We start from the raw sequence: 17,090 nt of genomic DNA, 5'->3' as shown, positions 1-17,090 counted from the left end.
GAGCTACTTATGCGCGAAGAGTTGAACCAAGGCCTGATCGACTTCCTCAAGGCCTCCCCTACCCCATTCCATGCCACCGCCAGCCTTGTTCAGCGTCTGGAAGCGGCGGGTTATCAGCGCCTTGACGAGCGCGAGACCTGGACCGTCGAAGCCAACGGTCGCTACTACGTCACACGCAACGACTCCGCGATCGTGGCCATTAAGATGGGCCGCAATTCCCCGTTGCACGACGGCATTCGCCTGGTCGGTGCCCACACCGACAGCCCCTGCCTGCGGGTCAAGCCACAACCTGAACTGCAACGCCAGGGTTTCTGGCAACTGGGTGTCGAAGTCTATGGCGGCGCATTGCTCGCCCCCTGGTTTGACCGTGATCTGTCGCTGGCCGGCCGCGTGACCTTCCGCCGCGATGGCAAGGTCGAAAGCCAGCTGATCGACTTCAAGGCACCGATCGCCATCATTCCCAACCTGGCCATTCACCTCAACCGTGAAGCCAACATGGGCTGGGCGATCAACGCACAGACCGAGCTGCCGCCGATCCTCGCGCAATTTGCCGGTGACGAGCGCGTGGACTTCCGCGCCGTGCTCACTGATCAACTGGCCCGGGAGCACGGCCTGAACGCCGACGTGGTGCTCGATTACGAGTTGAGCTTCTACGACACCCAAAGCGCCGCCGTTATCGGCCTGCACGGCGACTTCATTGCCGGCGCGCGCCTGGACAACCTGCTGTCATGCTACGCCGGCCTGCAAGCCTTGCTGACGGCTGACACCGATGAAACCTGCGTGCTGGTGTGCAACGACCACGAAGAAGTCGGCTCCTGCTCGGCGTGCGGTGCCGACGGCCCGATGCTCGAACAAACCCTGCGTCGTCTGCTGCCTGAAGGTGACGAGTTCGTCCGCACCATTCAAAAATCGCTGCTGGTCTCGGCTGACAACGCTCATGGCGTGCACCCCAACTACGCCGACAAGCACGACGCCAACCACGGTCCGAAACTCAATGCCGGCCCGGTGATCAAGGTCAACAGCAACCAGCGCTACGCCACCAATAGCGAAACCGCAGGGTTCTTCCGTCATCTGTGCATGGCCGAAGAAGTCCCGGTACAAAGCTTCGTGGTGCGCAGCGACATGGGCTGCGGCTCGACCATCGGCCCGATCACCGCCAGCCATCTGGGCGTGCGCACCGTGGACATCGGCCTGCCGACGTTTGCCATGCATTCGATCCGCGAACTGTGCGGCAGCCACGACCTGGCGCACCTGGTCAAAGTGTTGAGCGCCTTCTACGCTTGTCGCGAGTTACCGTAACGCAGTCCCGGTGGCGAGGGAGCTTGCTCCCTCACCACCGTAATTGCGGGATGCTGCCAAGTCATTTCTAATACGCATCAACCCACGTCGCAAAAAAGCCACCTAGACTTACATCACTCCCCCAGGACAAGGCTGTCGCCATGATCTCGATGTCTGTTTTCAACTCCATGCTCATTCCAATTCTCTCGGGCATGATCCTGTTGGCCATCGGCTTCAACTTTCGCGACAAGAACGCCGGGGTATTCTCGATGTGGATCGGCATGCTACTGATCCTCGCCACCGTGGTTTACAAGATCCTCGCCAAACTCAACGAATAAAAACGCTCACGACCAGGCGGTGTGAAAGCTACCGCGCTCGCATTGGCGTTGCCCTCCTCGTACACTCGCTCGACCTGCACCTGTTGAGGTTGACCGCCTAGTGTTCGCTCGTCTTTTCGCCCTGCCGTCTACGTTGTTCATCTGCCTGTTGATGCTGCTTCCCATGGCACCCGCTCAGGCCGTCGGCCTGCCGAGCCTGCTCAACGGCTCACCAAAAGCCCAACCGCAAGCCACCGAACCGCTGGGGCAATCGCTGGACGAAGTGATCAAATCGCTGGAAAACGATCAGCAACGGGCCAGGTTACTGGTCGACCTGAAGAAACTGCGCGACGCCACCAAAAAGGCCCAGGTACCCGACGAAGAAGGCGTACTCGGCTTGATCGGCGGTACGCTGGCCAGCCTCGAACAACAGTTTTCCGGTGCCGACAGCCCGCTGAATCGCTGGTCGGAAGAGTTCGACCTGGCCAAGGAAGAACTCAGTGCGCTGATGCTGCCGGCCAGCGAATGGCTGCCAATGCTCTTTGCCTTCGCCTTGATTCTGATGCTCTGGAGCCTGCTCGCCGCCGCGCTGATCTGGCTTGGCCATCGCGTACGAACGCGCTTCGGCCTTACTGAAGAATTGCCGCAACACCCCAAGACCTGGGACATGCTGCGCTTTGCCCTGCGCAAACTCGGTCCCTGGCTGATTGCCCTGCTGATTACCGTCTACATGAGTTACGCCCTGCCATCATCGCTGGGTAAATACCTGGCCATGGTGCTGGCCTATGCACTGGTCGTCGGCACCTGTTTTTCGGCGATCTGCGTGATCGCGTTTTCCGTGCTCGACGGTCCGCATCGGCATCGCGCCCTGTACATCCTGCGGCATCAGGCCTTCCGCCCGCTGTGGCTGATCGGCAGCTTTGCAGCCTTCGGTGAAGCCTTGAACGACCCACGGTTGGTCGGCAGCCTCGGCATTCACCTGGCCCACACCACCGCGACCATCGCCAATGTGCTGGCAGCGATTTTCACCGGTCTGTTCATCCTGCGATTCCGCCGACCCATCGCCCACCTGATCCGCAACCAGCCATTGTCGCGACGCCTGACCCGTCGTGCGCTCAGCGATACCATCGATATTCTCGGGACCTTCTGGTACTTGCCCGCACTGGTGCTGGTGGCAATCTCGCTGTTCGCCACCTTCGTGTCTGCCGGCGACACCAGCACCGCACTGCGCCAATCGCTGATTTGCACCGTGTTGCTGGTGTTGTGCATGGTCATCAACGGGCTGGTCCGCCGCCATGCACTCAAGCCGCAACGCGGGGCAAAACGTCACGCGCTGTATTCGGATCGCCTCAAAAGCTTCTTCTATACCCTTGCGCATTTGATGGTGTGGCTGACCTTCATCGAGCTCGGCCTGCGGGTCTGGGGCATGTCGATGATCCGCTTCACCGAGGGCGAAGGCCATGAAGTCAGTGTCAAACTGTTCAGCCTGGGCGGCACGCTGATCTTCGCCTGGTTGATCTGGATCCTCAGCGACACCGCCGTGCACCATGCCCTCACCCGCTCGCGCAAAGGCCTGGCCAACGCACGCGCGCAGACCATGATGCCGCTGATCCGCAACGTGCTGTTCGTAACGATTTTCATCATTGCGCTGATCGTCGCCCTGGCCAACATGGGCATGAACGTCACGCCGTTGCTGGCCGGTGCCGGTGTGATCGGTCTGGCCATCGGTTTTGGCGCCCAGTCGCTGGTATCCGACCTGATCACCGGGCTGTTCATCATCATCGAAGACTCCCTGGCCATCGACGACTACGTGGATGTCGGCGGCCACCTCGGCACTGTCGAAGGGTTGACCATCCGCACCGTGCGGCTGCGGGACATCGACGGCATCGTGCACACCATCCCGTTCAGCGAAATCAAAAGCATCAAAAACTACTCGCGGGAATTCGGCTACGCGATCTTCCGCGTGGCGGTGCCATACAACATGGAAATCGACGACGCGATCAAACTGATGCGCGACGTCGGCCACAAGATGCGTACCGACCCCCTGCAACGCCGCAACATCTGGTCGCCGCTGGAGATTCAGGGTGTCGAAAGTTTCGAGTCCGGCAGCGCCATCCTTCGCGCCAGGTTCAAGACCGCGCCGATCAAGCAATGGGAAGTGTCGCGTGCGTTCAACCTGTCGCTCAAACGCCATCTGGATGAAGCCGGGCTGGACCTGGCCACACCGCGCATGAGCATTCAGGTGGTGACGGCGGGAGGTGGTTTAGAGAAGGAATAACACCTGCACTTATTGTGTGGCGAGGGAGCTTGCTCCCGCTCGGCTGCGAAGCAGTCGCAAATCAGCGGATACGATCTAACTGACAAGCCACAGTGGCCGCTTTTTGGGGGGGGCTGCGCCTCCCAGCGGGAGCAAGCTCCCTCGCCACAGGTATTTCCCGGCGTACCAGAAAAACCTTGGTCAAACCACATCCACCCCGACATGAATCGCATCATGTCGCCAGAACTCCAGGTCACAATCGATCAGCCGCTGATGCTGATCATAATTGACCCGAGCAATCCGTAACCCCGGACTCCCCAGTGACACTTTCAGCGCCGCCGCTGCATCCACCGGCAACGAGGTCGGCACGATCTCGAAGCGCACCCGCCCGTAGTGCAAATCGTAATGCCGCGCATACAACTCGGTGATTGACTGATTCAAGTCGAACTCAAGAATCCCCGGGAAAAACTGTGGGTTGAGGTAGTGCTCCACGTACAACACCAACCGCCCGTCAATACGCCGGGTCCGGCAGATCTGGATCACACTCGACAGCGCCGGCAATTGCAACCAGGCACACACCGCCGCTGACGCCGGTTGCAAACGCGCCGAAATCACCTCGGTCGACGGCACCCGCCCTTGGGCACTGACCATCGCGTGAAAGTGGCTGCGCTGCATCAGGTTGTAGGCCAGCCGCGGCGGCGAGACGAACCAGCCACGCCGCTCTTCGCGATAAATCTGCCCCTGCGCTTCCAGCTGCAACAATGCCTCACGCACAGTAATCCGCGTGGTGCCAAACAACTCACTGAGTTTGCGCTCGGCCGGCAGCTTGCTCGCGGGCGCCAGCAGACCGTGGTCGATCTGCTCCTGCAGCACCTGACCGATGGCTGTCACCGCTTTGGTTGCCTCTTCGCGCATTAACGTTACCTATCTGGACTAGACCAGCACTGTTTCAGGGCAGGACCGCGTCCAAAAACGCGTCCTGAAGCGTGTTGCAAGCCTAGGCAATACATATGACTGATCGATGACAAAGCCGCCGAACGGCTGATCAAGACCTTTGCAAATAAGCGGCCAAGTCCTTGCAAACCGGCCTCCTGACCATGGTCTACGCTTATCTCGCAGCCCTCACTACCGAGCGAAAAGAATGCGAGCGCGCCTGACACCGACATCAAAGTGTCATCCAGCTCACCTAAATTGGCTCAGGTATTGCTGACCTAGACCAACAAACCGCAAAACGCAGCGTTGAATACGCCCAAAGGAGCTTCGGATGAAACAGCTTTTCCTGGCATCACTGTTAGGCTCGACCATTGCCATGTGCACTGCCGCGATGGCGGCTGATACCGATTTAAAAGCCCTGGAAGCCGCTGCGAAAGCGGAAGGCGCCGTCAACAGTGTCGGCATGCCCGATGACTGGGCCAACTGGAAAGGTACCTGGGAAGACCTGGCCAAGAACTACGGCCTCAAGCACATCGACACTGACATGAGCTCGGCCCAGGAAGTGGCCAAGTTCGCCGCCGAAAAAGACAACGCCAGTGCTGACATCGGCGACGTCGGCGCCGCCTTCGGCCCGATCGCGGTCAAGCAAGGCGTGGTTCAACCGTACAAGCCAAGCACCTGGGCGCAAGTCCCGGACTGGGCCAAAGACAAGGACGGTAACTGGGCACTGGCCTACACCGGCACCATCGCCTTTATCGTCAACAAGAAGCTGCTGCACGGTTCTGAAGCACCCACCAAGTGGGCTGACCTCAAGACTGGCAAATACAAGGTGTCCATCGGTGACGTGAGCACCGCCGCACAAGCCGCCAACGGTGTACTGGCCGCCGCCATCGCCAACGGTGGTGATGAAAAGAACATTCAGCCGGCATTGCTGATGTTCGCCGAGATCGCCAAGCAAGGTCGCCTGTCGCTGGCCAACCCGACAATCGCCACCATGGAAAAGGGTGAAGTCGAAGTCGGTGTGGTCTGGGACTTCAACGGCCTGAGCTATAAAGCCAAGATGGCAAACCCGGATGACTACGTCGTGCTGATCCCGTCCGATGGTTCGGTGAAGTCCGGTTACACCACCATTATCAACAAATACGCCAAGAATCCGAACGCTGCCAAACTGACCCGCGAGTACATCTTCAGCGACGCCGGCCAAATCAACCTGGCGCGTGGTAATGCTCGCCCGATTCGTGCTGAAACGGGCTTGAAACTGCCGGCTGATGTAGCGAAAAACCTGATCCCGGCCGCGCAATACGAAGCCGCCAAGCCCAAGCCGATCACAGACGCCGACGCCTGGGAAAAAACCTCCAAGGCCCTGCCGCAGAAGTGGCAGGAAGAAGTCATCATCAATATGCAATAACGCTGTAGATCCCCTCGGGGGATCTGATGAGGATCCCTGTGGGAGCGAGCCTGCTCGCGATTGCAGTCTGACATTCAACACATGTGTCGAATGTTGAGCAGCCATCGCGAGCAGGCTCGCTCCCACAGTAGATTGAATTGATTTCGAGATTTCTGTTTCGCGGAGTTTTTGCCCCTATGCAGCACAACGTCATCCTTGTCGTTCTCGACGGCCTGAATTACGAGGTCGCCCGCCACGCCATGGGGCATCTTCAGGCTTACGTCGGTGCAGAACGTGCGGCCCTCTACAAACTCGAATGCGAACTGCCGTCTCTGTCGCGCCCGCTCTACGAATGCATTCTGACCGGCGTCACGCCGATCAACAGCGGCATCGTCCACAACAATGTGTCGCGCCTGTCCAACCAGCGCAGCGTGTTCCACTACGCCACCGCCGCCGGGCTCAGCACCGCCGCCGCGGCCTACCACTGGGTCAGCGAACTGTATAACCGCTCACCGTTCATTGCGGCACGCGACCGTCACACCGACAACACCGAACTGCCGATCCAGCACGCGCATTTCTACTGGTCCGATCACTACCCGGACTCGCACCTGTTCGCCGACGCCGAGCACCTGCGTCTGCGCCATGCGCCGAACTTTCTGCTGGTTCACCCCATGAACATCGACGACGCCGGGCACAAGCACGGCCTCGACACCGCGCAATACCGCAACAGCGCACGTTCGGCCGACATCATCCTCGCCGACTACCTGCAAGGCTGGCTCGACGCCGGTTATCAGGTGCTGGTGACCGCCGACCATGGCATGAACAACGACCGTTCCCACAATGGCCTGCTCGCCGAAGAACGCGAAGTGCCACTGTTCGTCATCGGCGATGCCTTCAGCTTCAATCCCGACGCGGCCCCCAAACAAACCGAACTGTGCGGCACCGTCTGCGAGTTGCTGGGTGTTGCCCACGACAAACCTGTGTGCCGGGAGCTGCTCAAGTGAACTCAATCACCCGTGGCAAATGGCTGGCGGCGTTGTGCCTGGTGCCCTTCGCCATTTTCTTTATCGTGTTTCAGATCGCCCCGCTGTGCTGGGTGCTGATCAACAGCGTGCAATCGGAAGAATTCGGTTGGGGCCTGGCCAACTTCAACAAGATCTTCAGCTCGAAGTTCTATCTGCAGGCGATCCAGTACAGCCTTGAGATCAGCTTCTGGTCCAGCGTGTTTGGCATCGTCATCGCCATCCTCGGCAGCTATTCGCTGCGCCGGGTGGATTCGAAGCTGCGCAATTTCGTCAACGCCTTCGCCAACATGACCAGCAACTTCGCCGGTGTACCGCTGGCCTTTGCGTTCATCATCCTGCTGGGCTTCAACGGCAGCTTCACCATCATGCTCAAGCAGGCCGGGCTCATTCAGGACTTCAACCTGTATTCGAAAACCGGGCTGATTATCCTCTACACCTACTTCCAGATTCCCTTGGGCGTGCTGCTGCTTTACCCGGCATTCGACGCCCTGCGTGAAGACTGGCGCGAATCGGCGGCCCTGCTCGGTGCCAACGGCTGGCAGTTCTGGCGGCACATCGGCTTGCCGGTGCTGACCCCGGCATTGCTCGGCACCTTCGTGATCCTGCTGGCCAACGCCCTCGGTGCCTATGCCACGGTCTACGCCCTGACCACCGGCAACTTCAACGTGCTGCCGATCCGTATCGCGGCGATGGTCTCGGGCGACATTTCCCTGGACCCGAACATGGCCAGTGCCCTGGCCGTTGTGCTCGTGGCGTTGATGACCCTGGTGACCGTGGTCCATCAGTTGCTGTTGAAGAGGAGCTACCATGTCTCGCGCTGAACTGGGCCCCGCCGGTGTCTACCACCGGGTCGTGGTGTACCTGCTGTTTACCATCCTGTTACTGCCGCTGGCCGGGACGCTGATCTATTCGATCGCCAGTAGCTGGTCGGCAACCGTTCTGCCTAGCGGTTTTACCTTCAAGTGGTACATCCAGCTGTGGAGCGACCCGCGTTTCCTCAATGCCTTTGGTCAGTCTCTGCTGGTCTGCGTGGGGGCGCTGATTTTGTCGGTGGTGCTGATCCTGCCGCTGCTGTTCGTGGTGCATTACCACTTCCCGAAACTCGACGCACTGATGAACATCCTGATCCTGCTGCCCTTCGCGGTACCGCCGGTGGTCTCTTCCGTGGGGCTGTTGCAACTCTATGGTTCGGGGCCGTTTGCGATGGTCGGCACACCGTGGATTCTGGTGGGTTGCTACTTCACCGTAGCGTTGCCATTCATGTACCGGGCGATCACCAACAACCTGCAAGCGATCAACCTGCGCGACCTGATGGATTCCGCCCAACTGCTCGGCGCGAGTACCTGGCAAGCGGCGTTCCTGGTGGTGCTGCCGAACCTGCGCAAGGGTTTGATGGTGGCGTTGCTGCTGTCGTTCTCGTTCCTCTTCGGCGAGTTCGTGTTCGCCAACATCCTCGTCGGCACGCGCTACGAAACCCTGCAGGTCTACCTCAACAACATGCGTAACAGCAGCGGTCACTTCACCAGCGCGCTGGTGATTTCCTATTTCTTCTTTGTGCTGGTTCTGACCTGGGCGGCCAATATCTTGAACAAGGACAAAAGCCAATGAGCTATGTCAGCGTCCAACACCTGCAAAAAAGCTACTCACAAAAAGGCTCCGCCGGCACCCCGGTGTTCAGCGACATCAACTGCGAAATCCAGAAAGGCGAGTTCGTCACCCTGCTCGGCCCGTCCGGTTGTGGCAAGTCGACCCTGCTGCGCTGCATCGCCGGGCTGACCGCGGTGGACGACGGCAAGATCCTGCTCGACGGTCAGGATCTGGTGCCGCTGAGCCCGCAAAAACGCGGGATTGGCATGGTGTTCCAGAGCTATGCACTGTTCCCCAACATGACCGTGGAGCAGAACGTCGCCTTCGGTTTGCGCATGCAAAAGGTCAACGCCGACGACAGCCGCAAGCGTGTGCTGGAAGTGTTGCAACTGGTGGAACTGAATGACTTCGCCGCCCGTTATCCCCATCAACTGTCTGGCGGCCAATGCCAGCGCGTCGCCCTCGCCCGCTCGCTGGTGACCCGACCACGCTTGCTGTTGCTCGACGAACCGCTGTCGGCGCTGGATGCACGAATCCGTAAACACCTGCGTGAGCAGATCCGGCAGATCCAGCGCGAATTGGGGCTGACCACCATTTTCGTGACTCACGATCAGGAAGAAGCCCTGACCATGTCCGACCGGATCTTCCTGATGAACCAGGGCAAGATCGTCCAGAGCGGCGACGCCGAAACGCTCTACACCGCACCGGTCGATGTGTTTGCCGCCGGCTTCATCGGCAACTACAACCTGCTCGACGCCGCCAGTGCCAGCAAGCTGCTGCAACGGCCGATCAATGGCCGCATCGCGATCCGCCCGGAAGCCATCGAACTGAGCCTCAATGGCGAGCCGGATGCGCTTATCCGTAGCCACAGCCTGCTGGGCAACGTGATCCGTTATCGGGTCGAGGCTCGCGGCGTGGAACTGGTGGTGGATGTGCTGAACCGTTCGGCGGCTGATTTGCATGCCGACGGTCAACGGCTGGCGCTTTCTATCGATCCGACGGCCCTGTGTGAGGTAGCCTGATGCTTTTGTTGTGCACACTGATGTTAAAGAGAGAGCTGCACTGATGGCCTTGGCAATTTTTGATCTGGACGAAACCCTCATCCATGGCGACTGCGCCTCGCTGTGGAGCGAGCAGATGGTCCGCCTCGGTTGGGTCGATGGCGAATCCTTCCTGCGTCGCGACAAGGAATTGATGGACTCCTACGGCAAGGGCCACCTGGCCATGGAGGACTACATGACCTTCAGCCTGGAGCCGATGGCCGGACGCACCCCGGAAGAAGTCGAGCACCTTGTGGCGCCGTGGGTTGAAGACGTGATCGAACCGATCATCTTCAGCGACGCCTGCAAAGCCATCGCCGAACACCGCAAGGCTGGCGACCGGATTCTGGTGATCTCCGCTTCGGGCACACACCTGGTCAAACCCATCGCCGAACGTTTGGGCGTCGACGAAATCCTCGGTATTGAGCTGGAAGTCACTCACGGGGTCTACAGCGGCAACACGGTCGGCACCCTGACCTACCGCGAAGGCAAAATCACTCGCTTGCTGGAGTGGCTGGACGCCGAAGAGGAAAACCTTGAAGGCGCGAGTTTCTATTCGGACTCACGTAACGACTTGCCATTGCTGCTCAAAGTCGACCATCCGCATGTGGTCAACCCGGATCCGGTATTGCTTGAGCACGCCGAAAAGGCTGGTTGGCCGATTCACACCTGGAAGTAACCGAGAACCTGTGTGGGAGCGAGCCTGCTCGCGATGAACGATAACGCGGTCTCACAGGTAGACCGCGTCGCCTGAATCGCGAGCAGGCTCGCTCCCACAGGTTCAATGAAGCCCTTTAGACCAGGCTCTCGTCGATCACCAACACCACTTTGCCCGACACCTGATTGGTCGCAAGCTCGGCGAACGCCGCTTCGGCGTCCTTGATCGGGAAGGTCCTGGCCAGTTGCGGGCTCAGGCGTCCTTCGGCGAACAGCGGCCAGACATGCAGACGTAAATCACTGAACAGGTCGGCCTTGAACTGCTCGTCGCGGCTGCGCAGGGTCGAACTTAGCAAATGGATCCGCTTGGCCAGCATTTGCGCCAGATCCAGTTGTGCTTCACGACCGCCCATCAGGCCGATCAATACCCAACGACCGTCACGTGCGAGCAACTTCAGGTTCAGTGCCGCATAGTTGCCGCCGACCGGGTCGAGGATCACATCAAACGGCCCCAGGTCACTCAAACCGTCCAGGTGATCAGTGCGCACCACCCCGCCTTGCGCGCCCAGGGCCTCGCAGTAGGCCAGCCGATCCGCCGAACCGACGCTGACCCAGCACGGGTTGCCGAACGCCTTGCAAAGCTGAATGGCAGCTGAACCAATTCCACTTGCCCCGGCGTGCAGGAGAACTTTCTCACCCGGTTTGAGCGCAGCCAGTTGAAACAAATTCAGCCAAACGGTGCTGTAGACCTCGGGCAAGGCTGCCGCTTCAGCCAGCGACAGCCCCTCTGGCACCGGCAATACGTGACGGCCATCGACCACCACCTCTTCGGCCATCCCGCCGCCCGCCAGCAGTGCGCAAACCCGATCACCGACCTGCCAGGACGACCCCGCGCCGACCTCGCTGATCACACCTGAACACTCTAGACCGAGCACCTGACTGGCCCCCGGCGGCGGCGGATAGAGCCCCGCTTTCTGTAACAAATCGGCTCGGTTGAGACCTGCTGCCGCCACTCGAATGCGAACTTGTCCTACGTCACACGTCGGACGCAGTGCTTCAACCCACTCCACTTGACCTTCAACGCCTTGCAATGCTTTCACAGTGCCTCCATAGTGAGTCTGGACTGAGCCCGATGCTGTAGCGACGGGCTTTTTGCATTATGCGACCGGCCCGAGGGTCGTACGAGAACTCGTCGAGTGGCGATCAGCCTGATTTTAGCGCGGCATGATCGACACGCAGGCAGTTTGCGTAGAGCCTTGTGGAACCGGCGACTTTAAAGACGGCCTAATATGCGTTATCAATTGCCCCCGCGTCGAATCAGCATGAAGCATTTGTTCCCCAGCACCGCACTCGCGCTTTTCATTGGCCTGGGCAGCTTGTCGCTGTCGCCCACTACGTTCGCAGCCAATAGCTGGGACAACCTTCAGCCCGATCGTGACGAGGTGATTGCCAGCCTGAACGTCGTCGAGTTGCTCAAGCGCCACCATTACAGCAAGCCGCCGCTCGATAACGCGCGCTCCGCGATCATCTACGACAGCTACCTGAAGCTGCTGGATCCGTCGCGCAGTTATTTTCTGGCCAGCGACATTGCCGAATTCGACAAATGGAAAAACCAGTTTGACGACTTCCTCAAAAGCGGCGACCTGAACGCCGGGTTCACCATCTACAAGCGTTACCTGGACCGCGTCAAAGCGCGTCTGGACTTCGCCTTGGTCGAGCTGAACAAAGGCGTCGACAAGATGGACTTCACCACCAAGGAAACCTTGCTGATCGATCGCAAGGATGCCCCGTGGCTCAAGACCAGTGCCGAGCTCGACGACCTGTGGCGCAAACGCGTCAAGGACGAAGTGCTGCGCATGAAGATCGCCGGCAAAGACCCGAAACAGATTCAGGAAACCCTGACCAAGCGTTACAAGAATCAGCTGTCGCGCCTGGACCAGACCCGTCCGGAAGACATCTTCCAGGCGTACATCAACAACTTCGCCATGTCTTACGACCCGCACACCAACTATCTGTCACCGGATAACGCGGAGAACTTCGACATCAACATGAGCCTGTCGCTGGAAGGCATCGGCGCCGTGTTGCAGAGCGATAACGACCAGGTGAAAGTCGTGCGTCTGGTGCCGGCAGGCCCGGCGGACAAGACCAAGCAGGTTGCACCGGCCGACAAGATCATCGGCGTTGCCCAGGGCAGCAAGGAGATGGTCGACGTGGTCGGCTGGCGCCTGGACGAAGTGGTCAAGCTGATCCGTGGACCGAAAGGCACCGTGGTGCGCCTGGAAGTGATCCCGGCCAGCAATGCGCCAAACGACCAGACCACCAAGATCGTGCAGATCACCCGCGAAGCGGTGAAGCTTGAAGATCAGGCGGTGAAGAAGTCGATCCTCAACCTGAAACAGGACGGTAAGGACTACAAGCTCGGCGTCATCGAGATCCCCGCTTTCTACCTGGACTTCAAGGCCTTCCGCGCCGGTGATCCGGATTACAAGAGCACCACTCGCGACGTCAAGAAGCTGCTGACCGAACTGCAAAAAGACAAGGTCGACGGCGTGGTCATCGACCTGCGCAACAACGGCGGTGGCTCCTTGCAGGAAGCCACCGAGCTGACCAGTCTGTTCATCGACAAAGGTCCGACCGTACTGGTGCGTAATGCCGATGGTCGGGTCGATGTACTGGAAGACGAAAGCCCGGGCGCCTTCTACAAAGGCCCGATGGCGTTGCTGGTCAACCGCCTGTCTGCTTCGGCTTCGGAGATTTTTGCCGGCGCCATGCAGGACTACCACCGCGCGCTGATCATCGGCGGTCAGACCTTCGGTAAAGGCACTGTGCAGACCATCCAGCCGCTGAACCATGGCGAGCTGAAACTGACGCTGGCCAAGTTCTACCGGGTTTCCGGTCAGAGCACCCAGCATCAGGGCGTGCTGCCGGATGTCGATTTCCCGTCGATCATCGACACCAAGGAAATCGGCGAGAGCGCTCTGCCGGAATCCATGCCGTGGGACACCATTCGCCCGGCCATCAAGCCGGCAGTCGATCCGTTCAAACCGTACCTGGCACAGCTCAAATCCGAGCATGACGCCCGTTCGGCCAAGGACGCGGAGTTTGTGTTCATTCGCGACAAACTGGCGCTGGCGCAGAAGCTGATGGCAGAAAAAACCGTCAGCCTCAACGAAGCTGAACGTCGCGCACAACACGCTGACATCGATGCCAAGCAACTGGCGATGGAAAACACCCGCCGCAAGGCCAAGGGCGAAGAGCCGCTCAAAGAACTGAAGAAAGAAGACGAAGACGCCATCGCGGCGGAGCCGGAAAAGACCAAACCGGAAGACGATGCCTACCTGAGCGAAACCGGGCGGATTCTGCTGGATTACTTGAAGCTCAACACGGCGGTCGCCAGCAACAAAAAGTGATGGCAATTTAATGCTGACGCTCCCCGGATCGTCATCAAACAGTCATCATTCTGTCGTGAAATACAGGACTGGGCGCACTCTCTAATCAAGAGCGCGCCCAGTCCTTTTTTTATCGCCAGAGATCGCCATGACCACGACCGAACAGCTGAGTGCCTTGAGTTCAATCCTGGCTCAAAGTGGTTTGCACAGTCTGTTCCAGCCGATCGTTTCTCTGTCCGAACGGCGCATCCTCGGTTACGAAGCGCTCAGTCGCGGTCCCTCCAACAGCCCATTGCATTCGCCCATCGCATTGTTCGCCGTGGCCCGCCAGGCTGGCCGTCTCAGCGAACTGGAAATGGCCTGTCGGCACAGCGCCTGTCGTCGTTTCAACGAACAACAGTTACCGGGCAAACTCTTTCTCAACGTCTCCCCCGAATCGCTGCTCGAAGCCGGCCACCAACCCGGTAGAACCCTGCAAATGCTGCAGGATTTCGGCATCCCGCCGAGCCAGGTGGTGATCGAACTGACCGAGCAAACCCCGACCGACGACTTTCAGTTGCTGCAAAACGCGCTGCATCACTATCGGGCCATGGGCTTTTCGATAGCACTGGATGACTTGGGGGCCGGTTATTCGAGCCTGCGACTCTGGTCGGAGTTGCGTCCGGACTACGTGAAGATCGACCGGCATTTCATCGACGGTATCCACCAGGACGCGCTGAAACGCGAATTCGTCGGCTCGATCCTGCAAATCGCCAAAGCCTCACGGGCGCAAGTTATCGCCGAAGGTATCGAACTGCCTGAAGAGCTCGCAGTGTTGACCGAGATGGGGGTCGACCTGGTGCAGGGCTATCTGTTGTGCCGTCCGCAAGAGCATCCGCCACGGGACGCCCGGACGATGATGCCCAAGCACGACATCAGCGCAGTGACGCTCAGCGATGAAGTCAGTGACCTCAGCGCGCTGCTCAACGAACATCCGGCCGTAGCCCGCGACACACCCACCGCTGACGTACTGGAAGCCTTCCGTCGTCAGGCCAACCTGAACTCGCTGGCAGTGCTCGACGAACTCGGCCATCCCTGCGGCATCGTCCACCGCCATTCGCTGTCCGATGCGCTGCTCAAGCCGTTTGCCACCGACCTGTTTGCACGCAAGCCGATCAGCCGTCTGATGAGCGGCGACTTCCTCGCCGTAGAGCTCAGCCAGTCGCTGCAACAGGTCAGCCGACTGATCACCAGTCGCGCCCGGCAACGTATCGAAGAGGATTTCATCATCACCCTCAACGGCGGCTATCTGGGCCTGGGTCGGGTGATCGACGTGCTCAAACTGATTACCGAGCTGAAGATCCAGCAAGCCCGCTACGCCAACCCACTGACCCTGTTGCCGGGCAACGTACCGATTCAGCAATGCCTGACGCGACTGCTGCAACAGAGCCGCGAGTCAGTGATCTGCTACGTCGACATCGACAGCTTCAAACCTTTCAACGATATCTACGGCTACGGCCGTGGCGACGAAGTCCTGCTGTGCTTGGCGCAATGCCTGAATGACCGCGTCGACCCCAGCCGCGATTTCGTCGGTCATATCGGCGGCGATGACTTCCTGCTGGTCCTCGGCCCGGAAGACTGGCGCAAGCGCCTGAACCAACTGTTCGAGGACTTCCACAGCCAATGCCGACGTTTCTACCGCGCGGAACACCTGGAAGCCGGCTGTTTCATCGCCCCCAACCGTCAAGGAGTTCGTCAGGAGTTTCCGCTGCTGTCGCTGTCGATTGGCGTGGTGCATTTACACCCGCAGGCCTGCGAACAGCTCGATTCCAGCCAGCTCGCGGAGATGGCCTCACAGGCCAAGCATCATGCGAAGAATGTGCAGGGGTATAGTATTCATGTGATTGATAGTTTGGAGCGGGAGGAGCAGGTTCATTCCCCTATAGCAACCAATGCAACTTTAATCTGATGCAGGGTGGCAAACAAATCGCCCCCCTCTTCTTTACTCGGAATCCATCAGAAACCGATACTCAGCAAACAATGTAACGGCGTCTCCCTCCCCGTCAATAAGACGCTCGTAAAAGGCACTATCCCTAGCCCATTCCTCGAATACAAGACGCGTTGAGTTTTCGTCCCCTTCACAAGGACTGGTCACCAGCGTCCAGCATTTAGAAATACGCTTATCTGTAGTTTCAAAAAAATCTGCTGCAAAGGGTTTTGGATATTCATCATCGTCCTCAGTACATAGATAGAACCATGGGCAGTTATCCCAAAACTCCACACCATAAACCACGTACTCCCTACCAACTTGGAGATCCAGCACTCCATTTGAGTCGGAGATATAGCGTTTGAGCCTAGCGAAAACGCTCGAGTCTTCCACGCTATGCAAGTTATCGATTTTGCACACTACTTTCATTATGGGTAATCTCCAGGTGGTACCACAGGGTCATTACCCCAAGGTTTCATTCGCTCGACGCTATGCTTCTTAAACTTAAAATCCAATAGACTCCCCGTTTTTTGATCTCTAACAAAGTGAACAACAGAGTCATTTCCGTTTACTGACTTTACTTTCAACTCCATTTTTTCCATGCCTTTAAAATCAGGGTCACTAAGGTTTCTAATGATGACGTTACCTTCCCCCGACTGAGCTGCTTTCAAAGTCATCTGATCTTGGATGCTTTTAGGCTCACGGCTCCACTTGTCCGTTACTCTTACAGAGGGCGGTACCACCTCCCCCTCATCAACCCCCGCCTTCCCCGCCGGATTTTCCGCCTCCCCCGGCTTCTTGCATTTACCCGCCCCCGGGCAGTCATTCAACCCCAACGGATCCACCCACCCCGTCGGGTTCGGGGTGTACTGATACCCGTTAGTCCCACCGGCGAGTTTGCTCGGATCCGGCGTCAGGTAGCGGCCAATGTCCGGATTGTAGTAGCGATGCCGGTTGTAATGCAGGCCTGATTCAGCGTCGAAGTACTGCCCTTGAAACCGTAGCGGTTGCTCCAGTTGCTCTTCGCCAAACTGCTGGAGGCTGGCGAGTTTGCCGTAGGCCTTGTAGGTGGCGGACCAGACGATCTCGCCGCTGTAATCGGTGAGTTCCTGTGGGGTACCGAGGTGGTCGAGTTGGTAATAAAACGGGCAGGCTTTTTTCGGGCCGTAGCCGTCGAGCATGGCCAGCGGGCGGAAGCTGCCGGGCTCGTAGACATAGCTGCGGTGGTGCTCGCGGCTGTGTTCGGCGATCAGC

The 17,090-nt window shown here is 58.9% G+C and carries 15 protein-coding genes; 11 read left to right on the top strand and 4 right to left on the bottom strand.

Going from position 1 to position 17,090, the window contains the following annotated elements; translation table 11 throughout:
- Positions 1–9: 9 nt before the first annotated feature.
- The 3 genes from NTD87_RS02865 to NTD87_RS02855 all read left to right on the top strand — a co-directional run bounded on the left by NTD87_RS02865 (position 10) and on the right by NTD87_RS02855 (position 3,873).
- The gene (locus tag NTD87_RS02865) at positions 10–1,299 is read left to right on the top strand and encodes a M18 family aminopeptidase (RefSeq protein WP_262111737.1); all 1,290 of its coding nucleotides are present in this window, start codon (positions 10–12) and stop codon (positions 1,297–1,299) included.
- Between the two features lie 140 nt (positions 1,300–1,439).
- The gene (locus tag NTD87_RS02860; RefSeq protein ID WP_262111735.1) at positions 1,440–1,616 is read left to right on the top strand and encodes a hypothetical protein; all 177 of its coding nucleotides are present in this window, start codon (positions 1,440–1,442) and stop codon (positions 1,614–1,616) included.
- A gap of 100 nt (positions 1,617–1,716) precedes the next feature.
- Positions 1,717–3,873, top strand: coding sequence for a mechanosensitive ion channel family protein (locus NTD87_RS02855; RefSeq protein WP_262111733.1), 2,157 nt, complete (start codon positions 1,717–1,719; stop codon positions 3,871–3,873).
- A 180-nt stretch (positions 3,874–4,053) separates the two neighbouring features.
- Here the strand turns inward: NTD87_RS02855 and NTD87_RS02850 are convergent, their stop codons facing one another.
- Positions 4,054–4,767 (bottom strand): UTRA domain-containing protein, encoded by a 714-nt coding sequence (locus NTD87_RS02850; RefSeq protein ID WP_262111732.1) that lies wholly within the window; start codon positions 4,765–4,767, stop codon positions 4,054–4,056.
- 349 nt (positions 4,768–5,116) lie between these two features.
- On the opposite strand from NTD87_RS02850, the gene NTD87_RS02845 reads away from it, so the two are divergent.
- From NTD87_RS02845 to NTD87_RS02820, 6 genes are all read left to right on the top strand, one after another.
- Entirely contained in the window at positions 5,117–6,193 is a 1,077-nt protein-coding gene (locus NTD87_RS02845) for an ABC transporter substrate-binding protein (RefSeq protein WP_262111731.1), read from the top strand.
- A gap of 176 nt (positions 6,194–6,369) precedes the next feature.
- Positions 6,370–7,176, top strand: a complete 807-nt coding sequence (locus tag NTD87_RS02840; RefSeq protein WP_262111730.1) for an alkaline phosphatase family protein — start codon at positions 6,370–6,372, stop codon at positions 7,174–7,176.
- Positions 7,173–8,018 carry an ABC transporter permease gene (locus NTD87_RS02835; RefSeq protein ID WP_262111729.1) on the top strand — a complete coding sequence of 282 codons (846 nt, stop codon included), beginning with the start codon at positions 7,173–7,175 and terminating at the stop codon, positions 8,016–8,018. The genes NTD87_RS02840 and NTD87_RS02835 overlap by 4 nt, the downstream gene beginning before the upstream one ends.
- Positions 8,005–8,805 carry an ABC transporter permease gene (locus NTD87_RS02830; RefSeq protein ID WP_262111728.1) on the top strand — a complete coding sequence of 267 codons (801 nt, stop codon included), beginning with the start codon at positions 8,005–8,007 and terminating at the stop codon, positions 8,803–8,805. The genes NTD87_RS02835 and NTD87_RS02830 overlap by 14 nt, the downstream gene beginning before the upstream one ends.
- Positions 8,802–9,806, top strand: coding sequence for an ABC transporter ATP-binding protein (locus tag NTD87_RS02825; protein WP_262111727.1), 1,005 nt, complete (start codon positions 8,802–8,804; stop codon positions 9,804–9,806). The genes NTD87_RS02830 and NTD87_RS02825 overlap by 4 nt, the downstream gene beginning before the upstream one ends.
- Positions 9,807–9,849: 43 nt before the next feature.
- On the top strand, positions 9,850–10,503 hold the full coding sequence (locus NTD87_RS02820) for an HAD family hydrolase (protein WP_262111726.1): 654 nt from the start codon (positions 9,850–9,852) through the stop codon (positions 10,501–10,503).
- Positions 10,504–10,618: 115 nt separating this feature from the next.
- Here NTD87_RS02820 and NTD87_RS02815 read toward each other — a convergent pair whose 3' ends face one another.
- Positions 10,619–11,581 (bottom strand): zinc-binding dehydrogenase, encoded by a 963-nt coding sequence (locus NTD87_RS02815; RefSeq protein ID WP_262111725.1) that lies wholly within the window; start codon positions 11,579–11,581, stop codon positions 10,619–10,621.
- A gap of 222 nt (positions 11,582–11,803) precedes the next feature.
- Here NTD87_RS02815 and NTD87_RS02810 point away from each other — a divergent pair, with 222 nt between their 5' ends.
- Together NTD87_RS02810 and NTD87_RS02805 are read left to right on the top strand one after the other, a co-directional pair.
- Complete coding sequence (locus NTD87_RS02810; RefSeq protein ID WP_262111724.1) at positions 11,804–13,891, top strand: carboxy terminal-processing peptidase; 2,088 nt, start codon at positions 11,804–11,806, stop codon at positions 13,889–13,891.
- A 127-nt stretch (positions 13,892–14,018) separates the two neighbouring features.
- On the top strand, positions 14,019–15,818 hold the full coding sequence (locus tag NTD87_RS02805; RefSeq protein WP_262111722.1) for a bifunctional diguanylate cyclase/phosphodiesterase: 1,800 nt from the start codon (positions 14,019–14,021) through the stop codon (positions 15,816–15,818).
- A gap of 33 nt (positions 15,819–15,851) precedes the next feature.
- Here NTD87_RS02805 and NTD87_RS02800 read toward each other — a convergent pair whose 3' ends face one another.
- Positions 15,852–16,265: a hypothetical protein gene (locus NTD87_RS02800; protein ID WP_262111720.1), complete on the bottom strand. Its 414-nt coding sequence runs from the start codon at positions 16,263–16,265 to the stop codon at positions 15,852–15,854.
- Positions 16,265–17,090 (bottom strand): RHS repeat domain-containing protein (locus NTD87_RS02795; protein WP_262111719.1); only part of this gene is annotated, 826 nt, incomplete at its 5' end. The genes NTD87_RS02795 and NTD87_RS02800, both read right to left, overlap by 1 nt.

The sequence above is a fragment of the Pseudomonas sp. 6D_7.1_Bac1 genome (assembly GCF_025465945.1).
Lineage (GTDB): Bacteria > Pseudomonadota > Gammaproteobacteria > Pseudomonadales > Pseudomonadaceae > Aquipseudomonas.
Note: the sequence above shows the minus strand (reverse complement) of the source record. Positions and strands in the feature narration are given on the sequence as shown.

Bases quoted from the DNA above. Each gene is read 5' to 3' on its own strand.
- NTD87_RS02830 (WP_262111728.1), top strand. From the start codon at position 8,005: ATGTCTCGCGCTGAACTGGGCCCCGCCGGTGTCTACCACCGGGTCGTG.
- NTD87_RS02860 (WP_262111735.1), top strand. From the start codon at position 1,440: ATGATCTCGATGTCTGTTTTCAACTCCATGCTCATTCCAATTCTCTCG.
- NTD87_RS02850 (WP_262111732.1), bottom strand. From the start codon at position 4,767: ATGCGCGAAGAGGCAACCAAAGCGGTGACAGCCATCGGTCAGGTGCTG.
- NTD87_RS02805 (WP_262111722.1), top strand. From the start codon at position 14,019: ATGACCACGACCGAACAGCTGAGTGCCTTGAGTTCAATCCTGGCTCAA.
- NTD87_RS02840 (WP_262111730.1), top strand. From the start codon at position 6,370: ATGCAGCACAACGTCATCCTTGTCGTTCTCGACGGCCTGAATTACGAG.
- NTD87_RS02820 (WP_262111726.1), top strand. From the start codon at position 9,850: ATGGCCTTGGCAATTTTTGATCTGGACGAAACCCTCATCCATGGCGAC.
- NTD87_RS02810 (WP_262111724.1), top strand. From the start codon at position 11,804: ATGAAGCATTTGTTCCCCAGCACCGCACTCGCGCTTTTCATTGGCCTG.
- NTD87_RS02865 (WP_262111737.1), top strand. From the start codon at position 10: ATGCGCGAAGAGTTGAACCAAGGCCTGATCGACTTCCTCAAGGCCTCC.
- NTD87_RS02825 (WP_262111727.1), top strand. From the start codon at position 8,802: ATGAGCTATGTCAGCGTCCAACACCTGCAAAAAAGCTACTCACAAAAA.
- NTD87_RS02845 (WP_262111731.1), top strand. From the start codon at position 5,117: ATGAAACAGCTTTTCCTGGCATCACTGTTAGGCTCGACCATTGCCATG.
- NTD87_RS02800 (WP_262111720.1), bottom strand. From the start codon at position 16,265: ATGAAAGTAGTGTGCAAAATCGATAACTTGCATAGCGTGGAAGACTCG.